13 protein-coding genes are annotated in these 15,195 nt (G+C 73.2%); 6 read left to right on the top strand and 7 right to left on the bottom strand.

Annotated features, from left to right (window positions below; translation table 11 throughout):
• Position 1: 1 nt before the first annotated feature.
• From ACWGE1_RS23615 to ACWGE1_RS23585, 7 genes are all read right to left on the bottom strand, one after another.
• On the bottom strand, positions 2–1,426 hold the full coding sequence (locus ACWGE1_RS23615; RefSeq protein ID WP_453422479.1) for an aminobutyraldehyde dehydrogenase: 1,425 nt from the start codon (positions 1,424–1,426) through the stop codon (positions 2–4).
• Positions 1,419–2,753 carry a flavin monoamine oxidase family protein gene (locus ACWGE1_RS23610; RefSeq protein ID WP_453422478.1) on the bottom strand — a complete coding sequence of 445 codons (1,335 nt, stop codon included), beginning with the start codon at positions 2,751–2,753 and terminating at the stop codon, positions 1,419–1,421. The genes ACWGE1_RS23615 and ACWGE1_RS23610 overlap by 8 nt, the downstream gene beginning before the upstream one ends.
• A gap of 25 nt (positions 2,754–2,778) precedes the next feature.
• On the bottom strand, positions 2,779–3,921 hold the full coding sequence (locus ACWGE1_RS23605; protein WP_453422477.1) for an ABC transporter ATP-binding protein: 1,143 nt from the start codon (positions 3,919–3,921) through the stop codon (positions 2,779–2,781).
• Positions 3,918–4,754 carry an ABC transporter permease gene (locus ACWGE1_RS23600; RefSeq protein ID WP_453422476.1) on the bottom strand — a complete coding sequence of 279 codons (837 nt, stop codon included), beginning with the start codon at positions 4,752–4,754 and terminating at the stop codon, positions 3,918–3,920. The genes ACWGE1_RS23605 and ACWGE1_RS23600 overlap by 4 nt, the downstream gene beginning before the upstream one ends.
• On the bottom strand, positions 4,751–5,752 hold the full coding sequence (locus ACWGE1_RS23595) for an ABC transporter permease (RefSeq protein WP_453422475.1): 1,002 nt from the start codon (positions 5,750–5,752) through the stop codon (positions 4,751–4,753). The genes ACWGE1_RS23600 and ACWGE1_RS23595 overlap by 4 nt, the downstream gene beginning before the upstream one ends.
• A gap of 1 nt (position 5,753) precedes the next feature.
• Entirely contained in the window at positions 5,754–6,884 is a 1,131-nt protein-coding gene (locus tag ACWGE1_RS23590) for a polyamine ABC transporter substrate-binding protein (RefSeq protein WP_453422474.1), read from the bottom strand.
• Positions 6,885–7,074: 190 nt separating this feature from the next.
• Positions 7,075–8,358, bottom strand: a complete 1,284-nt coding sequence (locus tag ACWGE1_RS23585) for an SRPBCC family protein (protein ID WP_453422473.1) — start codon at positions 8,356–8,358, stop codon at positions 7,075–7,077.
• A gap of 405 nt (positions 8,359–8,763) precedes the next feature.
• On the opposite strand from ACWGE1_RS23585, the gene ACWGE1_RS23580 reads away from it, so the two are divergent.
• The 6 genes from ACWGE1_RS23580 to ACWGE1_RS23555 all read left to right on the top strand — a co-directional run.
• On the top strand, positions 8,764–9,177 hold the full coding sequence (locus ACWGE1_RS23580; RefSeq protein WP_453422472.1) for a hypothetical protein: 414 nt from the start codon (positions 8,764–8,766) through the stop codon (positions 9,175–9,177).
• Positions 9,174–10,502: an NADH-ubiquinone oxidoreductase-F iron-sulfur binding region domain-containing protein gene (locus ACWGE1_RS23575; protein WP_453422471.1), complete on the top strand. Its 1,329-nt coding sequence runs from the start codon at positions 9,174–9,176 to the stop codon at positions 10,500–10,502. The genes ACWGE1_RS23580 and ACWGE1_RS23575 overlap by 4 nt, the downstream gene beginning before the upstream one ends.
• The gene (locus ACWGE1_RS23570; protein WP_453422470.1) at positions 10,499–10,690 is read left to right on the top strand and encodes a ferredoxin; all 192 of its coding nucleotides are present in this window, start codon (positions 10,499–10,501) and stop codon (positions 10,688–10,690) included. The genes ACWGE1_RS23575 and ACWGE1_RS23570 overlap by 4 nt, the downstream gene beginning before the upstream one ends.
• A 1-nt stretch (position 10,691) precedes the next feature.
• Complete coding sequence (locus ACWGE1_RS23565) at positions 10,692–12,767, top strand: acetate--CoA ligase family protein (protein WP_453422469.1); 2,076 nt, start codon at positions 10,692–10,694, stop codon at positions 12,765–12,767.
• A 35-nt stretch (positions 12,768–12,802) separates the two neighbouring features.
• Positions 12,803–13,999 carry an acyl-CoA dehydrogenase family protein gene (locus ACWGE1_RS23560; RefSeq protein WP_453422468.1) on the top strand — a complete coding sequence of 399 codons (1,197 nt, stop codon included), beginning with the start codon at positions 12,803–12,805 and terminating at the stop codon, positions 13,997–13,999.
• 37 nt (positions 14,000–14,036) lie between these two features.
• On the top strand, positions 14,037–15,195 hold a 1,159-nt coding region (locus ACWGE1_RS23555; RefSeq protein WP_453422467.1), incomplete at its 3' end, for an acyl-CoA dehydrogenase family protein.

Genomic DNA, 15,195 nt, shown 5'->3' with positions numbered 1-15,195 from the left:
CTCACAGCATGACGTGCTTGACCCGGGTGTAGTCCAGGAGGCCCGCCATGGAGAGGTCGCTGCCGTAGCCCGAGTGCTTGACCCCGCCGTGGGGCATCTCGGAGACGGTGGTGCCGTGGGTGTTCACCCAGACGATCCCGGTGCGCAGGGCCCGGGTCGCACGCATCGCCCGGTCGTGGTCCGTGGTCCACACGCTGGCCGCCAGGCCGTGGCGGACGTCATTGGCCAGGTGCAGGGCCTCCTCCTCGTCCGCGAAGGGCTGCACGGTCACCACGGGACCGAAGATCTCCTCCTGCACGATCTCGTCGTCCTGGCGCACACCGGCGACGACGGTCGGTTCGTGGAAGAAGCCGGGCCGCGGCAGGCGGGCGCCCCCGGTGACGATCTCGGCACGCCGCGGCAACCGGTCGAGCAGGGACCGTACCGAAGCCAGCTGGGCGGCGCTGTTGAGGGGGCCGAAGTCGGCGTCCGGCTCGTCCGGCGCGCCCGTGCGGAGCTTGCCCGCCTCGGCCGCGAAGGCCGCGAGGAACGCGTCGTGCACCCGGTGGTGCACCAGGAGCCGGGTGGGCGCGGTGCAGTCCTGGCCCGCGTTGTAGTAGGCGACCGCGGCGAGGGCGGCGGCGGTCGCCGCGACGTCCACGTCGTCGTGGACCAGGACCGGAGCGTTGCCGCCGAGCTCCAGGTGGACCCGTTTGAGGTCGGCGGCCGCGGCGGCCGCGATCTGCCGGCCGGCGCGCACGCTGCCGGTGACCGCGATCAGGGCGACATCGGGGTGGGCGGTCAGCGTCCGCCCGGTGTCGCGGTCGCCGCAGACCACGTTGAGCACGCCCGGCGGCAGGTGTGCGGCCGCGACGCGGGCCAGCAGCGCGGACGAGGAGGGGGTGGTGTCGGCGGGCTTGAGCACGGTCGTGTTGCCTGCGGCGATCGCCGGGGCGATCTTCCACACCGCCATCATCAGCGGGTAGTTCCACGGGGTGATCTGGGCGCATACCCCGACCGGTTCGCGCCGCAGCAGGGAGGTACGGCCCTCGGTGTACTCGGCGGCGGCGACGCCGGGCAGGTTCCGCGCGGCTCCGGCGAAGAAGCGGACGCTGTCGACGATCGCGGGCAGTTCCTCCGTCCTGAACTGACGGGCGGGCTTTCCGGTGTCGCCGGTCTCGGCGGCCACGAAGGCCTCCGCGTACTGCTCGATGGCGTCGGCGATGCCGAGCAGGGCGCGCTGGCGTTCGGCCGGCGTGGTCGTGGACCAGTGCGCGTACGCGCCTGCGGCCGCCGCGCAGGCGGCGTCCGTGTCGGCCCGGCCGGACCGCGGGGCGTGGCCGTGCACCAGGCCGGTGGCGGGGTCGACCAGCTCCATCGTTTCGCCCGAGGCGGCGGGCCGGTCCGTTCCCGCGATGTGGTTGAGCACGGTCCCGGTGTCAGCCACGGCGCAGCGCCTCCTTCGCCGCGTCGCGTCCGGTGCGTACGGCGCCCTCCATGTAGCCGGCCACCCACTGGTCGGATCCGCACACGTAGAAGGGCGGTTCGTGGGTTCCGTGGCGGGGGCCGACGGCCATGACGTCGCCGGGGGTCCACTGGGTGACGTACCCCTGCGTCCACGGGTCGGTCCCCCACATCCGGACGTAGGTGGCGAGCGGTCGGTGTGCCTCGTCGCCGTAGAGGCGGGCGATGTCGGCGAGCAGCTCGCCGGTGCGCAGCGGTGCGGGCATGCCGAGCAGGACTCCCAGTCTCTCGGGTGGTACGAGGGCGGAGAGGATGCCGTCGTTCTGCGGCCAGGTGCTGCCGAGGACCCCTTCGCATTCGGAGAGGCCGCTGCGGCCGCGCCCCTGCCAGAACGGCCGGTCGTAGGCGGCGACGAACTTCGCGGCGAGCGCCTGGCGCTGGCGGTGCAGTGCGGCGAGGCGCTCCTCGGACACGCCGGTGACGGCGACCGAACGGAGCGGGCCGACGGGCAGGGCGCTGACGACCGCGTCGGCGGTGAGGGTCTCGCCCCCGGTCAGCCGTACGGAGCAGCTGCCGGGCCGGCGGACGGTGACGGCCTCGACGGGCGCGCCCGTGCGGATGCGACCGCCGAGTCCGGCGGCCATGCGCAGGGCCACCGTCGCGGAGCCCTCGGCGACCCGCAGGCCCTCCCATGCCTCGTAGTCGTAGTGGTCGGGGCCGGATGCAGTTGCGGGTACGGGTACGGCGGCGTGTTTGCGCAGGGCGGCGAGCAGGGACGTGCGCTCGTACGAGCCGTCGGCGAGGGCGAGTTGGCCGATCTCCCAGAGGCGGACGACGGCCGGGGTCGCTCCCTGGGCGCGCAGCCAGTCGCCGACGGAGGACCGGTCGAGGGCCGTCGCGTCGGGGTGGGACCAGGGGTCGTCCGGGTCGACGGTCAGGGCGAGCGCGCAGAACGCGGCGGTGACCTTCCGGTGGCAGGCGTCGTCGCCGGGGCCGAACCAGTGGGGCGGATCGCCTGCGCTCACCCCTTCGGGTGTGGCGCGGGTGAGGGCTCCGGGCTCGGCGACGTAGCTGGGGACGAGGGTGAGGCCGAGTTCCGCGGCGAGGGTCAGGTAGGCGGTGTGGGCGCGGCCGACGACCTCGCCGCCGAGCTGGACCAGCCGGCCGTCGGGGAGTCCGGTCTGTTCGACGCGTCCGCCGACCCGGTCCCGGGCCTCGACGACGAGGACGTCGGCTCCGCCGGAGGCGAGGTCGCGTGCGGCGGCGAGGCCGGCCAGGCCGGCGCCGAGCACGATGACGTCGTGGTTCATGTGCTGTTCCTTCGGTCGGGCGGCTTCAGTCCAGGACCAGGCAGTGCTCGGGCTTCCAGCCGATCTCGACGCGCTCGCCGCCGCTCCAGCGGTCCTCCATGCGGGAGCGGACGGTGTTCTGCTCCAGTACGGACACCGTGACGCCGGGGGCCAGTTCGATGAGGTAGGTGGTGGTCGGGCCGCAGTACACGGTTTCGCGGACGACGCCGTCGGCGCGGGCCATGTCCGGCTCCAGGTCGGACAGCCAGATCTTCTCGGGGCGGATCGACAGGTTGACCCTGCTTCCTTCGGCGACGGCGGGCCGGTGGCCGACGGGCAGTTCGGGCCCGTCGTCGAGGACGACGCGGCCGGAGCGGTACGTGCCGGGGACGAGGTTGGAGGTGCCCATGAAGGAGGCGGTGAAGCTGCTGGTGGGGCGCTCGTAGACGTCCTCGGGCGTTCCGCACTGCTCGACGCGGCCTTCGTTCATGACGGCGAGGCGGTCCGACATGGTCAGTGCCTCGTCCTGGTCGTGGGTGACGAAGACGAAGGTGATGCCGACCTCGCGCTGGATCTGCTTGAGCTCGACCTGCATGTGCCGGCGCAGTTTGAGGTCGAGGGCGGCCAGCGGTTCGTCGAGGAGCAGTACTTGTGGCCGGTTGACGAGGGCCCGGGCGAGCGCGACGCGTTGCTTCTGGCCGCCGGAGAGGGTGGGCGGCTTGCGGTGTGCCAGGTGCCCGAGCTGGACGAGGTCGAGCATGCCGCCGACCCGTTCGCGGATCTCGGCGCGGCCGACGCCCTTGCGCTTGAGGCCGAAGGCCACGTTATCGGCGAGGGAGAGGTGGTCGAAGAGGGCGTAGCTCTGGAAGACGGTGTTCACGTTGCGCTTGTTGGGCGGCAGGCCGGTGACGTCCTGGCCGTCGAGGAGGACGCTGCCCCCGGTGGGGTCGGAGAAGCCGCCGATCATCCGCAGGAGGGTGGTCTTGCCACAGCCGGAGGGGCCGAGGAGGGAGAAGAACTCGCCCGCCGCTATGTCGAGTTCGACGTCGTTGACGGCGTAGGCGCCGCCCGCGGCGGGATACTGCTTGCTGACCCGGTCGAGCCGGACGGCAGGGGTCGGGTGGACGGGCGTCGGGGTCATGGGGGTCGGGGGCACGGGGGTCGCGGGTGTGGCGGGCATGGGTGTCACTTCCCGGAGAGCAGGTCGAGGCCGCCCCTGCGCCCGAACAGGCGGGGGATGGCGAGCGCGAGGACGATGAGGCCGATGGATCCGGCCAGCATCAGGGTGCCGACGGCGTTGATGGTGGGCTGCACGCCGAACCGGATCGCCGAGTAGATGCGCACGGACAGCGGTTGCGGGTCGACGCCGGTGGTGAAGTAGGCGAGGACGAAGTCGTCGAAGACGAGGGCGAAGATCAGCACCGCGGACGCGAGGATGCTGGGGAGGAGCGCGGGCAGGGTCACCAGGCGCAGGGCCTGCCTGCGGGTCGCGCCGAGGTCCATGGCGGCCTCCTCCACCTCCGGGTTGAGGGCGGCGATGCGGGAGCGGAGGATCACCGTCACGTAGGAGATGGAGAAGGTGATCTCGGCGAGCATCACGGTGGTGGTGGAGAGGGTGATGCCGAGCCCCTTGAAGAGCAGCATCGCCGCGACGCCGGTGACGATCTCCGGGGTGATCAGCGGGACGAGCATGATCAGGCCGGCGAAGGAGCCGAGGCGGCTGCGGCTGCGTACGAGGCCCAGTGCCAGGGCCACGCCGAGGACGAGCGAGCCGGCCATGGCGACCAGGGACACCCGCAGGCTCATGCCGAGCGAGTCGAGGAGGGTGTCGTCCTGCAGCAGCGCCGTGTACCAGCGGAGGCTGACGCCGTCGAGGACGGTGAGGGACTTCTGGGAGTTGAAGGAGAACAGGACGACGACACCGACGGGGAGGTAGAGGAGCGCGAAGAAGAGGGCGGTGACCGCGATGGCGAAACGGGGCCGTCGCTCGGCTCCGCGCCGGGGGCGCTGCCGGTTGCTCATCGGGCCGCCTCCGCCTCGTCCTTGCGGGTGCGGCGCAGGTAGCCGAGCATCCCGAGGAACAGGACCGCCATCAGCAGCATGGTGAGGGCCGAGCCGAGCGGCCAGTTCTGGCCCTGGAAGAATTTGTCCTGGATCAGGTTGCCGATCATGATCTGGTCGGGTCCTCCCATGAGCTGGGCGCTGACGAAGTCGCCCATGGCGGGCAGGAAGACGAGGACGCAGCCGGCGGCCGCTCCCTGCCGGGTGGCGGGGACGGTGACGAAGAAGAACGTGCGCAGGGGGCCGCCGTAGAGGTCCCGGCCGGCCTCGATGAGCGAGGTGTCCATGCGTTCCATCGCCGCGTACAGCGGGATGATCATGAAGACGATGAAGCCGTAGACGAGTCCGGCGATGACCCCGACGCCGGTCTGGAGGATCTTGGTGCCGTCGTCGGCGAGACCTGCCGCGCGCAGGGCCCTCAGCAGCGGCCCGTCGTCGGAGAGGACGACGGACCAGCCGTACATCCGCACCAGGTAGTTGGCGAAGAACGGGACGACGATCGCGGCGATGAGCAGGTTCTTGAAGCGGCCGCCGCGCAGCGCGATGGCGTAGGCGACCGGATAGGCCACGGCCAGGCAGATGATGCAGGTGATCAGCGCGTAGCCGAGGGAGCGCAGCAGGACGGTGCTGTAGGCGGGGTCGGCCAGTGCGGTGAGGTTGGCGAGGTTGAGGCCGAAGCGCGGGTTGCCCAGCGGGTCGGTGGTACCGAGCGCGAGGGTGGCCACGAGGAGGAGGGAGGCGACGAGGAAGCCGGTCATCCAGAGGGTGCCGGGGAGCAGGAGCCAGGTCCACAGCCGCGGCTGCGTCCGGGCCCGGGTCCGTGCCGCGACCCGGTCCCGGGTCCGCGCCCGGTCCCGCTCCTGTGCCCGCCCCGCCGCCTTCCCCTGCGGCTGCGCCTGCGGTGCGGCCGGGTCCTGGGACGGACGGACCGGGGTGCCGGTTCGGTTGCTGCGCGCCATCTCAGCCGGCCTTCACGTCGGTCCAGGCGGCGTCGCGGGCCCGTTCGGCCCGTGCGTCGCCGTTGCGGAAGAAGAGGTCGGCCTTGAGGTCGTCGGCGCTCACCACGCACTGCGGGAACGGCTCGACGAGCGCCGCGTACGTGTCCTCGGTGCCGCGGACCGGCATCGGATAGCCGATGTACTCGATGTTCTTCTTCACGTTCTCCGGGCGGAGCATGTAGTCGATGAAGAGCATCGCGGTGCCGGGGTGCTGGGCGTTGGCGGGGATGGCGTAGCAGTCGGAGTTGACGGGGGCGCCCTCGCGGGCGACCTCGAAGCCGAAGACGGCCGGGTCCTCGGCCTGGGCGAGCATGGCGGCCATGTCGCCGCTCCACGCCTGGGTCATGTCGGCGTTGCCGTTGAGGAGGTTGTTGTAGCTGTCGCTGGAGAAGCCGCGCAGGCGGGGGCGGAGCGAGCGCAGGGTCTCGGTGACGCGGGCGAGGTCACCGTGGTCGCCGGTGGTGAGGCCGAGGCCGAGCTTGAGCGCGCCCAGGCCGAGCACCTCGTCGCGGTCGTCGAGGACGAAGACCTTGCCCTTGGCCTCGTCGTTCCACAGGTCATTCCAGGAACCGCTCAGGTCACCGAGACGGTCCCGGCGCCAGCCGATGCCGGTCTTGTACATGGTGAAGGGGACGGTGTGCGCGGAGCGGGGGTCGTACCAGGGGTCGGCGAAGTAGCCGTATCCGCCGAACACGGCCTCCGCGTTGCGCAGCCGGGAGTGGTCGATCGTGCGCAGCCGGCCGCCGGTGGCGAGGCGCTCCGCCCATTTCGCGGTGGGGAAGATGATGTCGTAGCGGTTGCCGGCGTTGAGCTTGGCGGCCATGCCCTCCATGGAGTCGTAGTTCGACTGGACGACCTCGACGCCGTACTCCTTCTGGAAGCCTTCGAAGACGGTGGGGTCGACGAAGTCCGCCCAGTTGAAGTAGACGAGGTCGCCGTCGACCTTGACGTCGATGGGTGCTTCCGCGGCCGCCTGGCCTGCCGGGTCGTCCGTGGTGGCGAAGCCGCAGCCGGCGGCGGTGAGGGCGAGGGCGGCGGCGGTGCCGGCGCGGAGGAACGAGCGTCTGGTCGGGGGGAGTGCCTCGGGGGACATGGGGTCCTCTCCGTAGGGCCGCAGGGGGACGGCGGGAACGAGCGGTGCGGGGGGGCTCGGTCGTGCGGGGGCCGCGGCGTCGGCGCACGTGCGGTCGTGCGGCGGTGCGGTGCGGTCGTACGGCTGGGTGCGTGCGGGGCGGTGCGGCAGCCGGGGCGGTGCGGAGCAGTGCGGGGCGGGGCCGTGCGGCTTACGGTTCGCGGCCGTCGAGATCCGCCCGGATGCGGCCGGCGAACCAGCCGACCGCCGACTCGCGGCGGGACAGCGGTCCGGGCTCGAAACCGGGGGTGGAGAGCCCCTTCTGTACGCGGGCGACCAGCTCCGCGTCCTCGTCGTTGGTGATCCAGCCGATGTGGATGTTCAGACGGCGGGCGAGGCGGGTGCGCAGGCCGGTACCGCGGCGGGTGTAGAACGCTCCGGGCACGGCCACGCGGTCCACCGCCGTGGGGATCGCCGTCCAGGCAAGCACGTGGTCGGGGTAGAAGTCGATGAGGGTGTTCGGGTAGATGACTGCGTACCGCCAGATCCGGCGGTCGGCCTCGGCGAGGCCCGGCATGGGTGCGGCGATGCGCTGGTAGAGGCGTTCGGCCCAGTTCGAGGACGGCTTGTCGCGCAGCGGTGAGGCGAAGAGCGCGTAGGACTCGTCGATCTCGCAGGTGTAGCCCTGGTAGTCGAGCAGGCGCATCAGGCCGGGGTGGGCGACCGGGACGTGGTAGCCCTCCAGGTAGTTGTCGACCGCCACCTTCCAGTTGGCCTGCTGCACCTCGGCGCCGACCAGGTCGTGGATGCGGGCGCGGCCCACCGGCACGAGGTCGGCTCCGGCGTAGTGGCCGACCGCCTCCGCGAGGCCCGCGCAGCTCTTCGCCAGCGGTACGGCGTCGGGGTCGAGGTTGACGAAGACGAAGCCGAGGAAGGACTCGACGCGGGCCGGGAACAGGCCGAGCTTCGGCTTGTCGAGGCAGGGGATCTGGCGTGCCTCCGGGGCACCGACCAGGCTGCCGTCGAGGCGGTACGTCCAGCCGTGGTACGGGCAGCGGATCGCCTTGCCGGCCGGTTCAGGGGCGGTGACCAGGCGTGTTCCGCGGTGACGGCAGACGTTGAGGTGGGCGGCGAGGCCGCCGTCCTCGGTGCGGACGACCAGCACCTCCCGGTCGGCGACCGTGGCGGCGAGCCGTGCGCCCGGGTTCGGCACGTCGGACTCGTGGCAGACGAGCTGCCACGACCTGGCGAAGACGTGCCGGGTCTCCGCGGCGGCGGTCCCGGGGTCGGTGTAGTAGCGCGCCGGGAGGGCGGGCCCGGGGATGTCGGGGGCGGCGCGTTCGGGGGTGCCGGGGGCGGCGGCCTCTCGGGCGACGGGCCCGGCAGGGGCCTCGGCGTGGCCCGGTGGGCCGGTCCGGTCGGTCGGGGCGGGCCGGGCGGTGCGCTCGGACCGGCCGGTGCGGCCCGTCGGTGATTCGGGAGCTCTTGAGTGCATCGGTGACTCCTCCGTGCCGGCGTTCGGCGATCGGTGTCGGCGTTCGATGGCGAGGCGGGGCGAGGCAGGGCAGGTCGAGGCAGGGCAGGTCGAGGCAGCGCGACCCAGCGGCGGACAGCCGGTCGGGGCGGGAAGCCGGAACCGTGCTGACCGATTGGACAGCCACATTGCTGGCTCATTTCCACCGGGTCAAGACTTGTTCACTGACCGATCGGTCAGCTAGCGTAATTCTTGCCTGACCGATCGGTCAGCAAACGTGCTTTCCTGTCGCCGCACCGGCCCCCTTTCCCCGTTCGCCCTGTTCACCGGGGCGGACCCGGCCGTGCGGCCCGCCCGGCCCCTCCCGGGCCCCGCACCCCCGGATCTCCCGATCTCCTCGATCTCCTCGATCTCCCGGAGGCACGCATGAGCGGTCGTCGGCGTCTGGACTGGCTCGGGCTCACCCCCGAACCGGAACGAGAACTCCCCGCGGCGGTCGCCGCACTGCGCGCCTCGTCACGCAGTGCGCCCGCCGGGCCACCGCAGGACCTGGCCGCCGTGGAGCGGCGCCGCGTGGAGCGCCTGATCCTGCGCGGCAGCCGCCACAGCTGGCTCCGCTACCTCGCCGAGGTCACCGAGCTGGTGACCGGCGTGGCCGCCGGATCCCGCTCCGGCGACCCCGCCACCGCCCTGCTCGCGGGCGAGGTCGTCCTCGACCACCACCGCATGCTCATCGGCCTCCCGGGACCGGGATACGGCCGCACCGCGCAGGACCGTACCGCGCTGGAACGCGCCGTACGGACCCTGCGCGACCACACCAGGACAGGAGCCGGCCGATGACCACCATCCGACTCCCGACGGCGCAGCCGCCGGGCACCGCACTCGGAGCGGCGCCCCACTCCGCCGAGAGCGCCGACGCCTACCGCGCCACGGGCGGCTACGACGCCGCCACCGGCCCTGAGGAACTGCTCGCCGACCTCACCGCCTCCGGACTGCGCGGCCGCGGCGGGGCCGGATTCCCGGCCGCCGTCAAACTGCGCTCCGTACGCGACGGCGGCGGCTCCCCCGTCGTCGTGGCGAACGGCGAGGAGGGGGAACCCGGCTCGGTCAAGGACCGCTGGCTGCTCCGGGCCCGGCCGCACCTGGTCCTCGACGGCCTCGCCCGCGCCGCCGCGGTCACCGGCGCCGTACGCGGCTTCGTGTACCTCTCGGACCCGGCCGCGGCCGAGAGCGTGCGCCGGGCCCTGGTCGAGCACCCGCCGCCCCTGCCCGTCGAGGTCGTCGAGACCGACCACACCTACGTCGCCGGTGAGGAAACGGCGGTGGTCCGGCGGATCGACGGCGGACCGGCGCTGCCCGCCGCCAAGCCGCCCCGCCCGTTCGAGCGGGGGGTGGGCGGTGCGCCGACCCTGGTCTCCAACGTCGAGACGCTCGCCCGGATCGCACTCACCGCCGCCCGGCCCGACCTGCGGCGCGCCATCGCCCGCAGCACCCTGGTGACACTGTCCGGCGGCCCGGCCGCGCCGGTGCTCACCGAGGTCACGTACGGGATCCCGCTGCGCACCCTGGCGGCCCGGTACGGCAACGGCGAGGCGACCGGCGCCCTGATGGGCGGGCTGTTCGGCGGACTCGTCGACGCCCGCGCCCTGGACCTCCCCCTCGAACCGGAGGCTCTCACCACCGCGGGCACCGCCCTGGGCTGCGGAGCGATCCGCTTCCTCGCCCGCGGCAGCTGCCCGGTGGCCACCGCCGCCGACGCGGCCGCCCACCTCGCGGCCGAGAGCGCACGGCAGTGCGGCGTCTGCGTCTCCGGTACCGGGGCCGTCGGCAAGGCCCTGTACGGCCTCACGGCCGGGACCGCCGGCCCGGACACCACGGACGACCTGCACCGCTGGTCCCGGGGCCTGCGCGGGCGCGGTGCCTGCGGGCTGCTCGACGCCGCCGCGGGCATCGCGGGCAGCCTGCTCCGCTCCTTCCCCGATCTCGTCCGCTCCCATCTCACCGCGCCGTGCCCGGTGTGCGCGGACACCGCGCCCGCGGACGGCCACCGCCGCCTCACGGTGGCCGTGCCGGAGGTCGCCGGATCCTTCGCCCGGACCCGGCTGCCCGTGCCGGTCCCCTCCCCCACCACCATCCCGCTGCCCGTGCTGAAAGGAACGCCGTGAAACTCCTGCTGGACTCCACCCGCTGCCAGGGCTACGGCCTGTGCCAGGAACCCGCACCCGACCTGGTCGAACTCGACGAATGGGGCTACGCCCAGCTGATCTCCGTCGTCGTCCCGGCCGGTGCCGAGAACGCCGCCCGCGCCTGCGCCGACAGCTGCCCCAACTCCGCCCTCCGCGTGGAGGGATGACATGGGCCGCGATCTGACCGCCCTCTTCGACCCCCGCTCGGTCGCCGTCGTCGGCGCCAGCGACGATCCGGCCAAGTACGGCCACGCGGTGGCCTCCCAGGCCCTGCGCGCCCCCGACCGGCGGCCCGTGCACCTGGTCAACCGCCGCGGCGGCTCCGTCCTCGGCCGGACGGCGGCCACCTCGCTCTCCGCCCTCGGCGAGCCCGTCGACCTGGTGGTGATCTCCGTACCCGGCGCCGGCTTCGAGGCCGCCGTCGACGAGGCCCTGGCCTGCGGGGCGAAGGCCATCGTCGCCATCACCGCGGGCTTCGCCGAGGCCGGCCCCGCCGGAGCGGAGCGGCAGCGGGCGATCGCCGCCCGCGTACGGGCCGCCGGAGCCGTCCTCGTCGGACCCAACTGCCTCGGCATCGCCGACAACACCACCGAGCTGTACCTCGCCTCGGACCGCTTCGCCCCCGGCGGTGTCGCCCTGCTCAGCCAGAGCGGCAACCTCGCCCTCGAGCTCCAGCTCCGCGGCGAGCCGCACGGCCTCGGGTTCTCCCGCTTCGTCTCCCTCGGCAACCAGGCCGACGTCACCCTCGTCGACCTCGTCGAGGACTGCGCCCGCCACGGGGCCACCTCGGCCATCGCCGTGTACGCCGAGGACTTCGGCGACGGCCGGGCCTTCGCGGCGGCCGCCGCCGCGGCCGGCAAGCCGGTGGTGCTGCTCACCGCCGGCCGGGGCACCGCCTCGGCCCGCAGCGCCCGGTCGCACACCGGGGCGCTCACCACCTCGGCCGACGTGGTGGCCGCCGCCTGCCGCGACGCCGGGGTCGAACTCGTCCGCACGCCGCGGGAGATGACCGTCGTCCTGGCCGCACTGGCAGCCGGGCCGCGCACGCGTACGCGTGGCCGGCGTACCGCGGTCCTCACGGACGGCGGCGGCCACGGCGCGATCGCCGCCGACGCGGCCGAGGACGCCGGGCTCGGCGTACCGGAACTCGGCGGGCCGACGCAGGACCGGCTGCGGGCCGTGCTGTGGGAGCAGTCCTCGGTCGCCAACCCCGTCGACCTGGCGGGGATGGGTGAACAGCGCCCGCTCTCGTACGCGGACACGGCCCGGGAACTCCTGGCCGCGGACGAGGTCGACGCCGTCCTGATGACCGGGTACTTCGGCGGTTACGCCGCCTCCGAGGGCGGTCTGGGCGGCGGCCCGTCGGGCGGTTCCGTACTCGCCGACGGCGAGGCCGCCGCCGCCAAGGAGATCGTCGCGCACCTCGCCGCCACGCCGAAGCCCCTGGTCGTCCAGTCGATGTATCCGCAGTCGCCGAGCTGCCGGGTGCTGGCCGAGGCCGGGGTGCCGGTGTTCGCCGCCACCGAGGACGCCGCCCGCGCGCTGGCGGCCATGACCGGCCGGGCGGCTGCGGACATCCCCGGTGTGCCCCCGCTGCCGCCCGCCGCCGCGCCGCTGGAGGACCCGGGATACCACGGGGTGCGGGCGCTGCTCAGCGCCGCCGGCGTACCGTTCCCGGCGGCCCGCGAGATCACGGACGAGGCCGGACTGCTGGCCGCGGCCGCGGAGTTCGACGGTCCGTACGTCCTCAAGGCCCTGCACGTCCTGCACAAGTCGGACGCGGGCGGTGTGGCGCTGCGCCTGGCCGACCGGGACGCGCTCCTCGCCGCGTACCGGGAGATGCACGCCCGGCTCGGTGCTCCCGCCTACTCGGTCGAGGCGATGGCCGACCTCACGGACGGCATCGAGCTGATCGTGGGGGTGAACCGGGATCCCCGGTTCGGGCCGGTCGCCCTCGTCGGGCTCGGCGGTGTCCTGACCGAGACGCTCCGCGACGTCGCCTTCGCGCCGGCGCCCGTACCGGCCCGGCGGGCCGAGGCCCTGCTGCGCGGTCTGCGCACCGCGGCCCTGCTGGACGGCGTACGCGGTCGGCCGGCCCTGGACGTGGCCGCGGCGGCCGCAGTCATCGAGCGCATCACCACCGTCGCCGCGGCGCACCCGGAGATCGCCGAGCTGGAGGTCAACCCCCTGCTGGTGCGCCCGGACGGCGCCCTCGCCCTGGACGCACGGGCCGTCCTGGGCTGACCGCTCCACCCCACCACCTGTGCTCTGGAGGACACATGGACTTCCGCTACACACCCGAACAGGCCGACCTCAAGGCCCGGGCCGCCGCCTACGCGCGGCTCCTGATGCAGTACGAGGACCGGTCCGAGGAGGCGGGCGGACCGCTGCCCGTCGACACGGTCCGCGAACTGACCCGCGCCGCCATGGACGCCGGCGTCTACGCGATCAACATGCCCGCCGAATGGGGCGGGGCCGGTCTGTCCCTGCTGGACCAGGTCATCGTCGAGGAGGAGTTCGGCAAGGTCACCAACTGCCTCTGGGACATCCCGTGGCGGCCCGCGAACGTCCTGGCGTACGGGACCGGGGCGCAGCGGGAGAAGTACCTGCTGCCGGTCATCCGGGGCGAGCGCTTCGACGCGTTCGCGGTGACCGAGCCGGGTGCGGGCTCCGATCCGGGCTCGGGCACGAGCACCGCCGCCCGGACCGACGGCGGCTGGCTGCTGAACGGCGAGAAGTGGTTCGTGACCTGCGGTGACATCGCGGACTTCCTGCTGGTGCAGGCGGACGCGGGACCCGAGCGGGCGGCGACGCTGTTCTTCGTGGACAAGCAGGCGCCCGGGGTCGAGATGACGCGGGTCCCGCGGTTCATGCACTCCGCGGTCAACGGGCATCCAGAGTTCACCTTCACCGATGTCTTCGTGCCCGACGAGGACGTGCTCGGCGGTGTCGGCAACGGCTACGAGCTGACCAAGGAGTGGTTCACCGACGAGCGGCTGATGATCGCCGCCCGGACCGTCGGCGCCGCCGAGCGGGCCCTGGAACTCGCCCGGGACTGGGCGCTGGAGCGCCGCCAGTTCGGCTCCCGCATCGCCGACTTCCAGCTGATCCAGGGCATGCTCGCCGACTGCGCCGTCGACATCGCCGTCAACCGCGCCTACACCCACCAGGTCGCCTGGGAGGCCGACCGGCCTGAGACCGACCGCAAGACGCTGCACGCGAAGGCGTCGACGGCGAAGCTCGCGGCGAGCGAGGCCGCGGGGCGGGTCATCGACCGGTGCGTGCAGATCTTCGGCGGCCGCGGCTACGACCGTACGTACCCGGTCGAGCGCATGTACCGCGAACTGCGCGTCGACCGCATCTGGGAGGGCACCTCCGAGATCCAGCGCCTGATCATCGCCAACGAGCTGATCAAGCGCGGCACACGGGCCCTCGCCCTCCCCGCCGCCACTCCCCTCGCCCCTCCCGTCTCCTGACGACCGCTCCCCACCACGACCCAGAGGACAGACAGACATGGACTTCCGCCTCACCGCCCGTCAGGAAGAGCTCCGGAGTGCGGCGCGCGCACTCACCGACGTCATCATGAAGTACGAGCTCGACTGCGAGGAGAACAACGGGCTGCCCCCGCAGGCCCACACCGAGATCCGCGACGCGGTCCTGGACAGCGGGCTCCAGGCCGTCAACATGCCGAAGGAGTGGGGCGGCGCCGGCCTGACCATCCTGGAGCAGGTCACCGTGCAGGCGGAGCTCGGCCGGCTCACGGGAGCGCTGTGGGACATGGTGTGGCGTCCGGCCAACGCCCTGTCCTTCTGCACGCCGGAGCAGCGCGAGCGCTACCTCGTCCCCGTGATCCGGGGGCGGCGCCGGGACTGCTACGCGGTGACCGAGCCGGAGGCCGGTTCCGACCCACAGAACCTGCGGACCACGGCGACGCGGACCGACGGCGGCTGGGTGCTGAACGGCGAGAAGTGGTTCGTCACCGTCGGCGACCACGCCGACTTCATGATCGTGCTGGCGGCCGCCGGGGAGGAGCGCGCGCCGACCCTGTTCCTCGTCGACAAGGACACGTCGGGCATCGAGATGACCCGGGTGCCGCGCTGGATGCACACCTTCGTCTACGAGCACCCCGAGTTCACCTTCACCGAGGTGTTCGTCCCCGACGACGCGGTGCTCGGCGAGGTCGGCCAGGGGTACGACATCACGCGTTCCTGGTTCACCGAGGAGCGGCTGATGATCGCCGCCCGGACGATCGGGGCGGCGGAGCGGGCCCTGGAACTGGCGCGGGACTGGGCGGTGGAGCGCCGCCAGTTCGGCTCGCCCATCGCCGACTTCCAGCTGATCCAGGGCATGCTCGCCGACTGCGCCGTCGACATCGCCGTCAACCGGGCCTACACCCACCAGGTCGCCTGGGAGGTCGACGAGGGCGTGCTCGACCGCAAGACGCTGCACGCGAAGGCGGCCATCGCCAAGCTGGCGGCGAGCGAGGCGTCGGGCCGTGTCGTCGACCGGTGCCTGCAGATCTTCGGCGGCCGCGGCTACGACCGCTCCTACCCGGTCGAGCGCCTCTACCGCGAACTGCGCGTCGACCGGATCTGGGAGGGCACCTCCGAGATCCAGCGTCTGATCATCGCGGGTGAACTGGTCAAGCGAGGTACGGGCGTTCTGCGGATGC

It is taken from the genome of Streptomyces sp. NPDC054932 (genome assembly GCF_053610205.1).
This window is presented reverse-complemented; position numbering and strand designations above follow the sequence as displayed.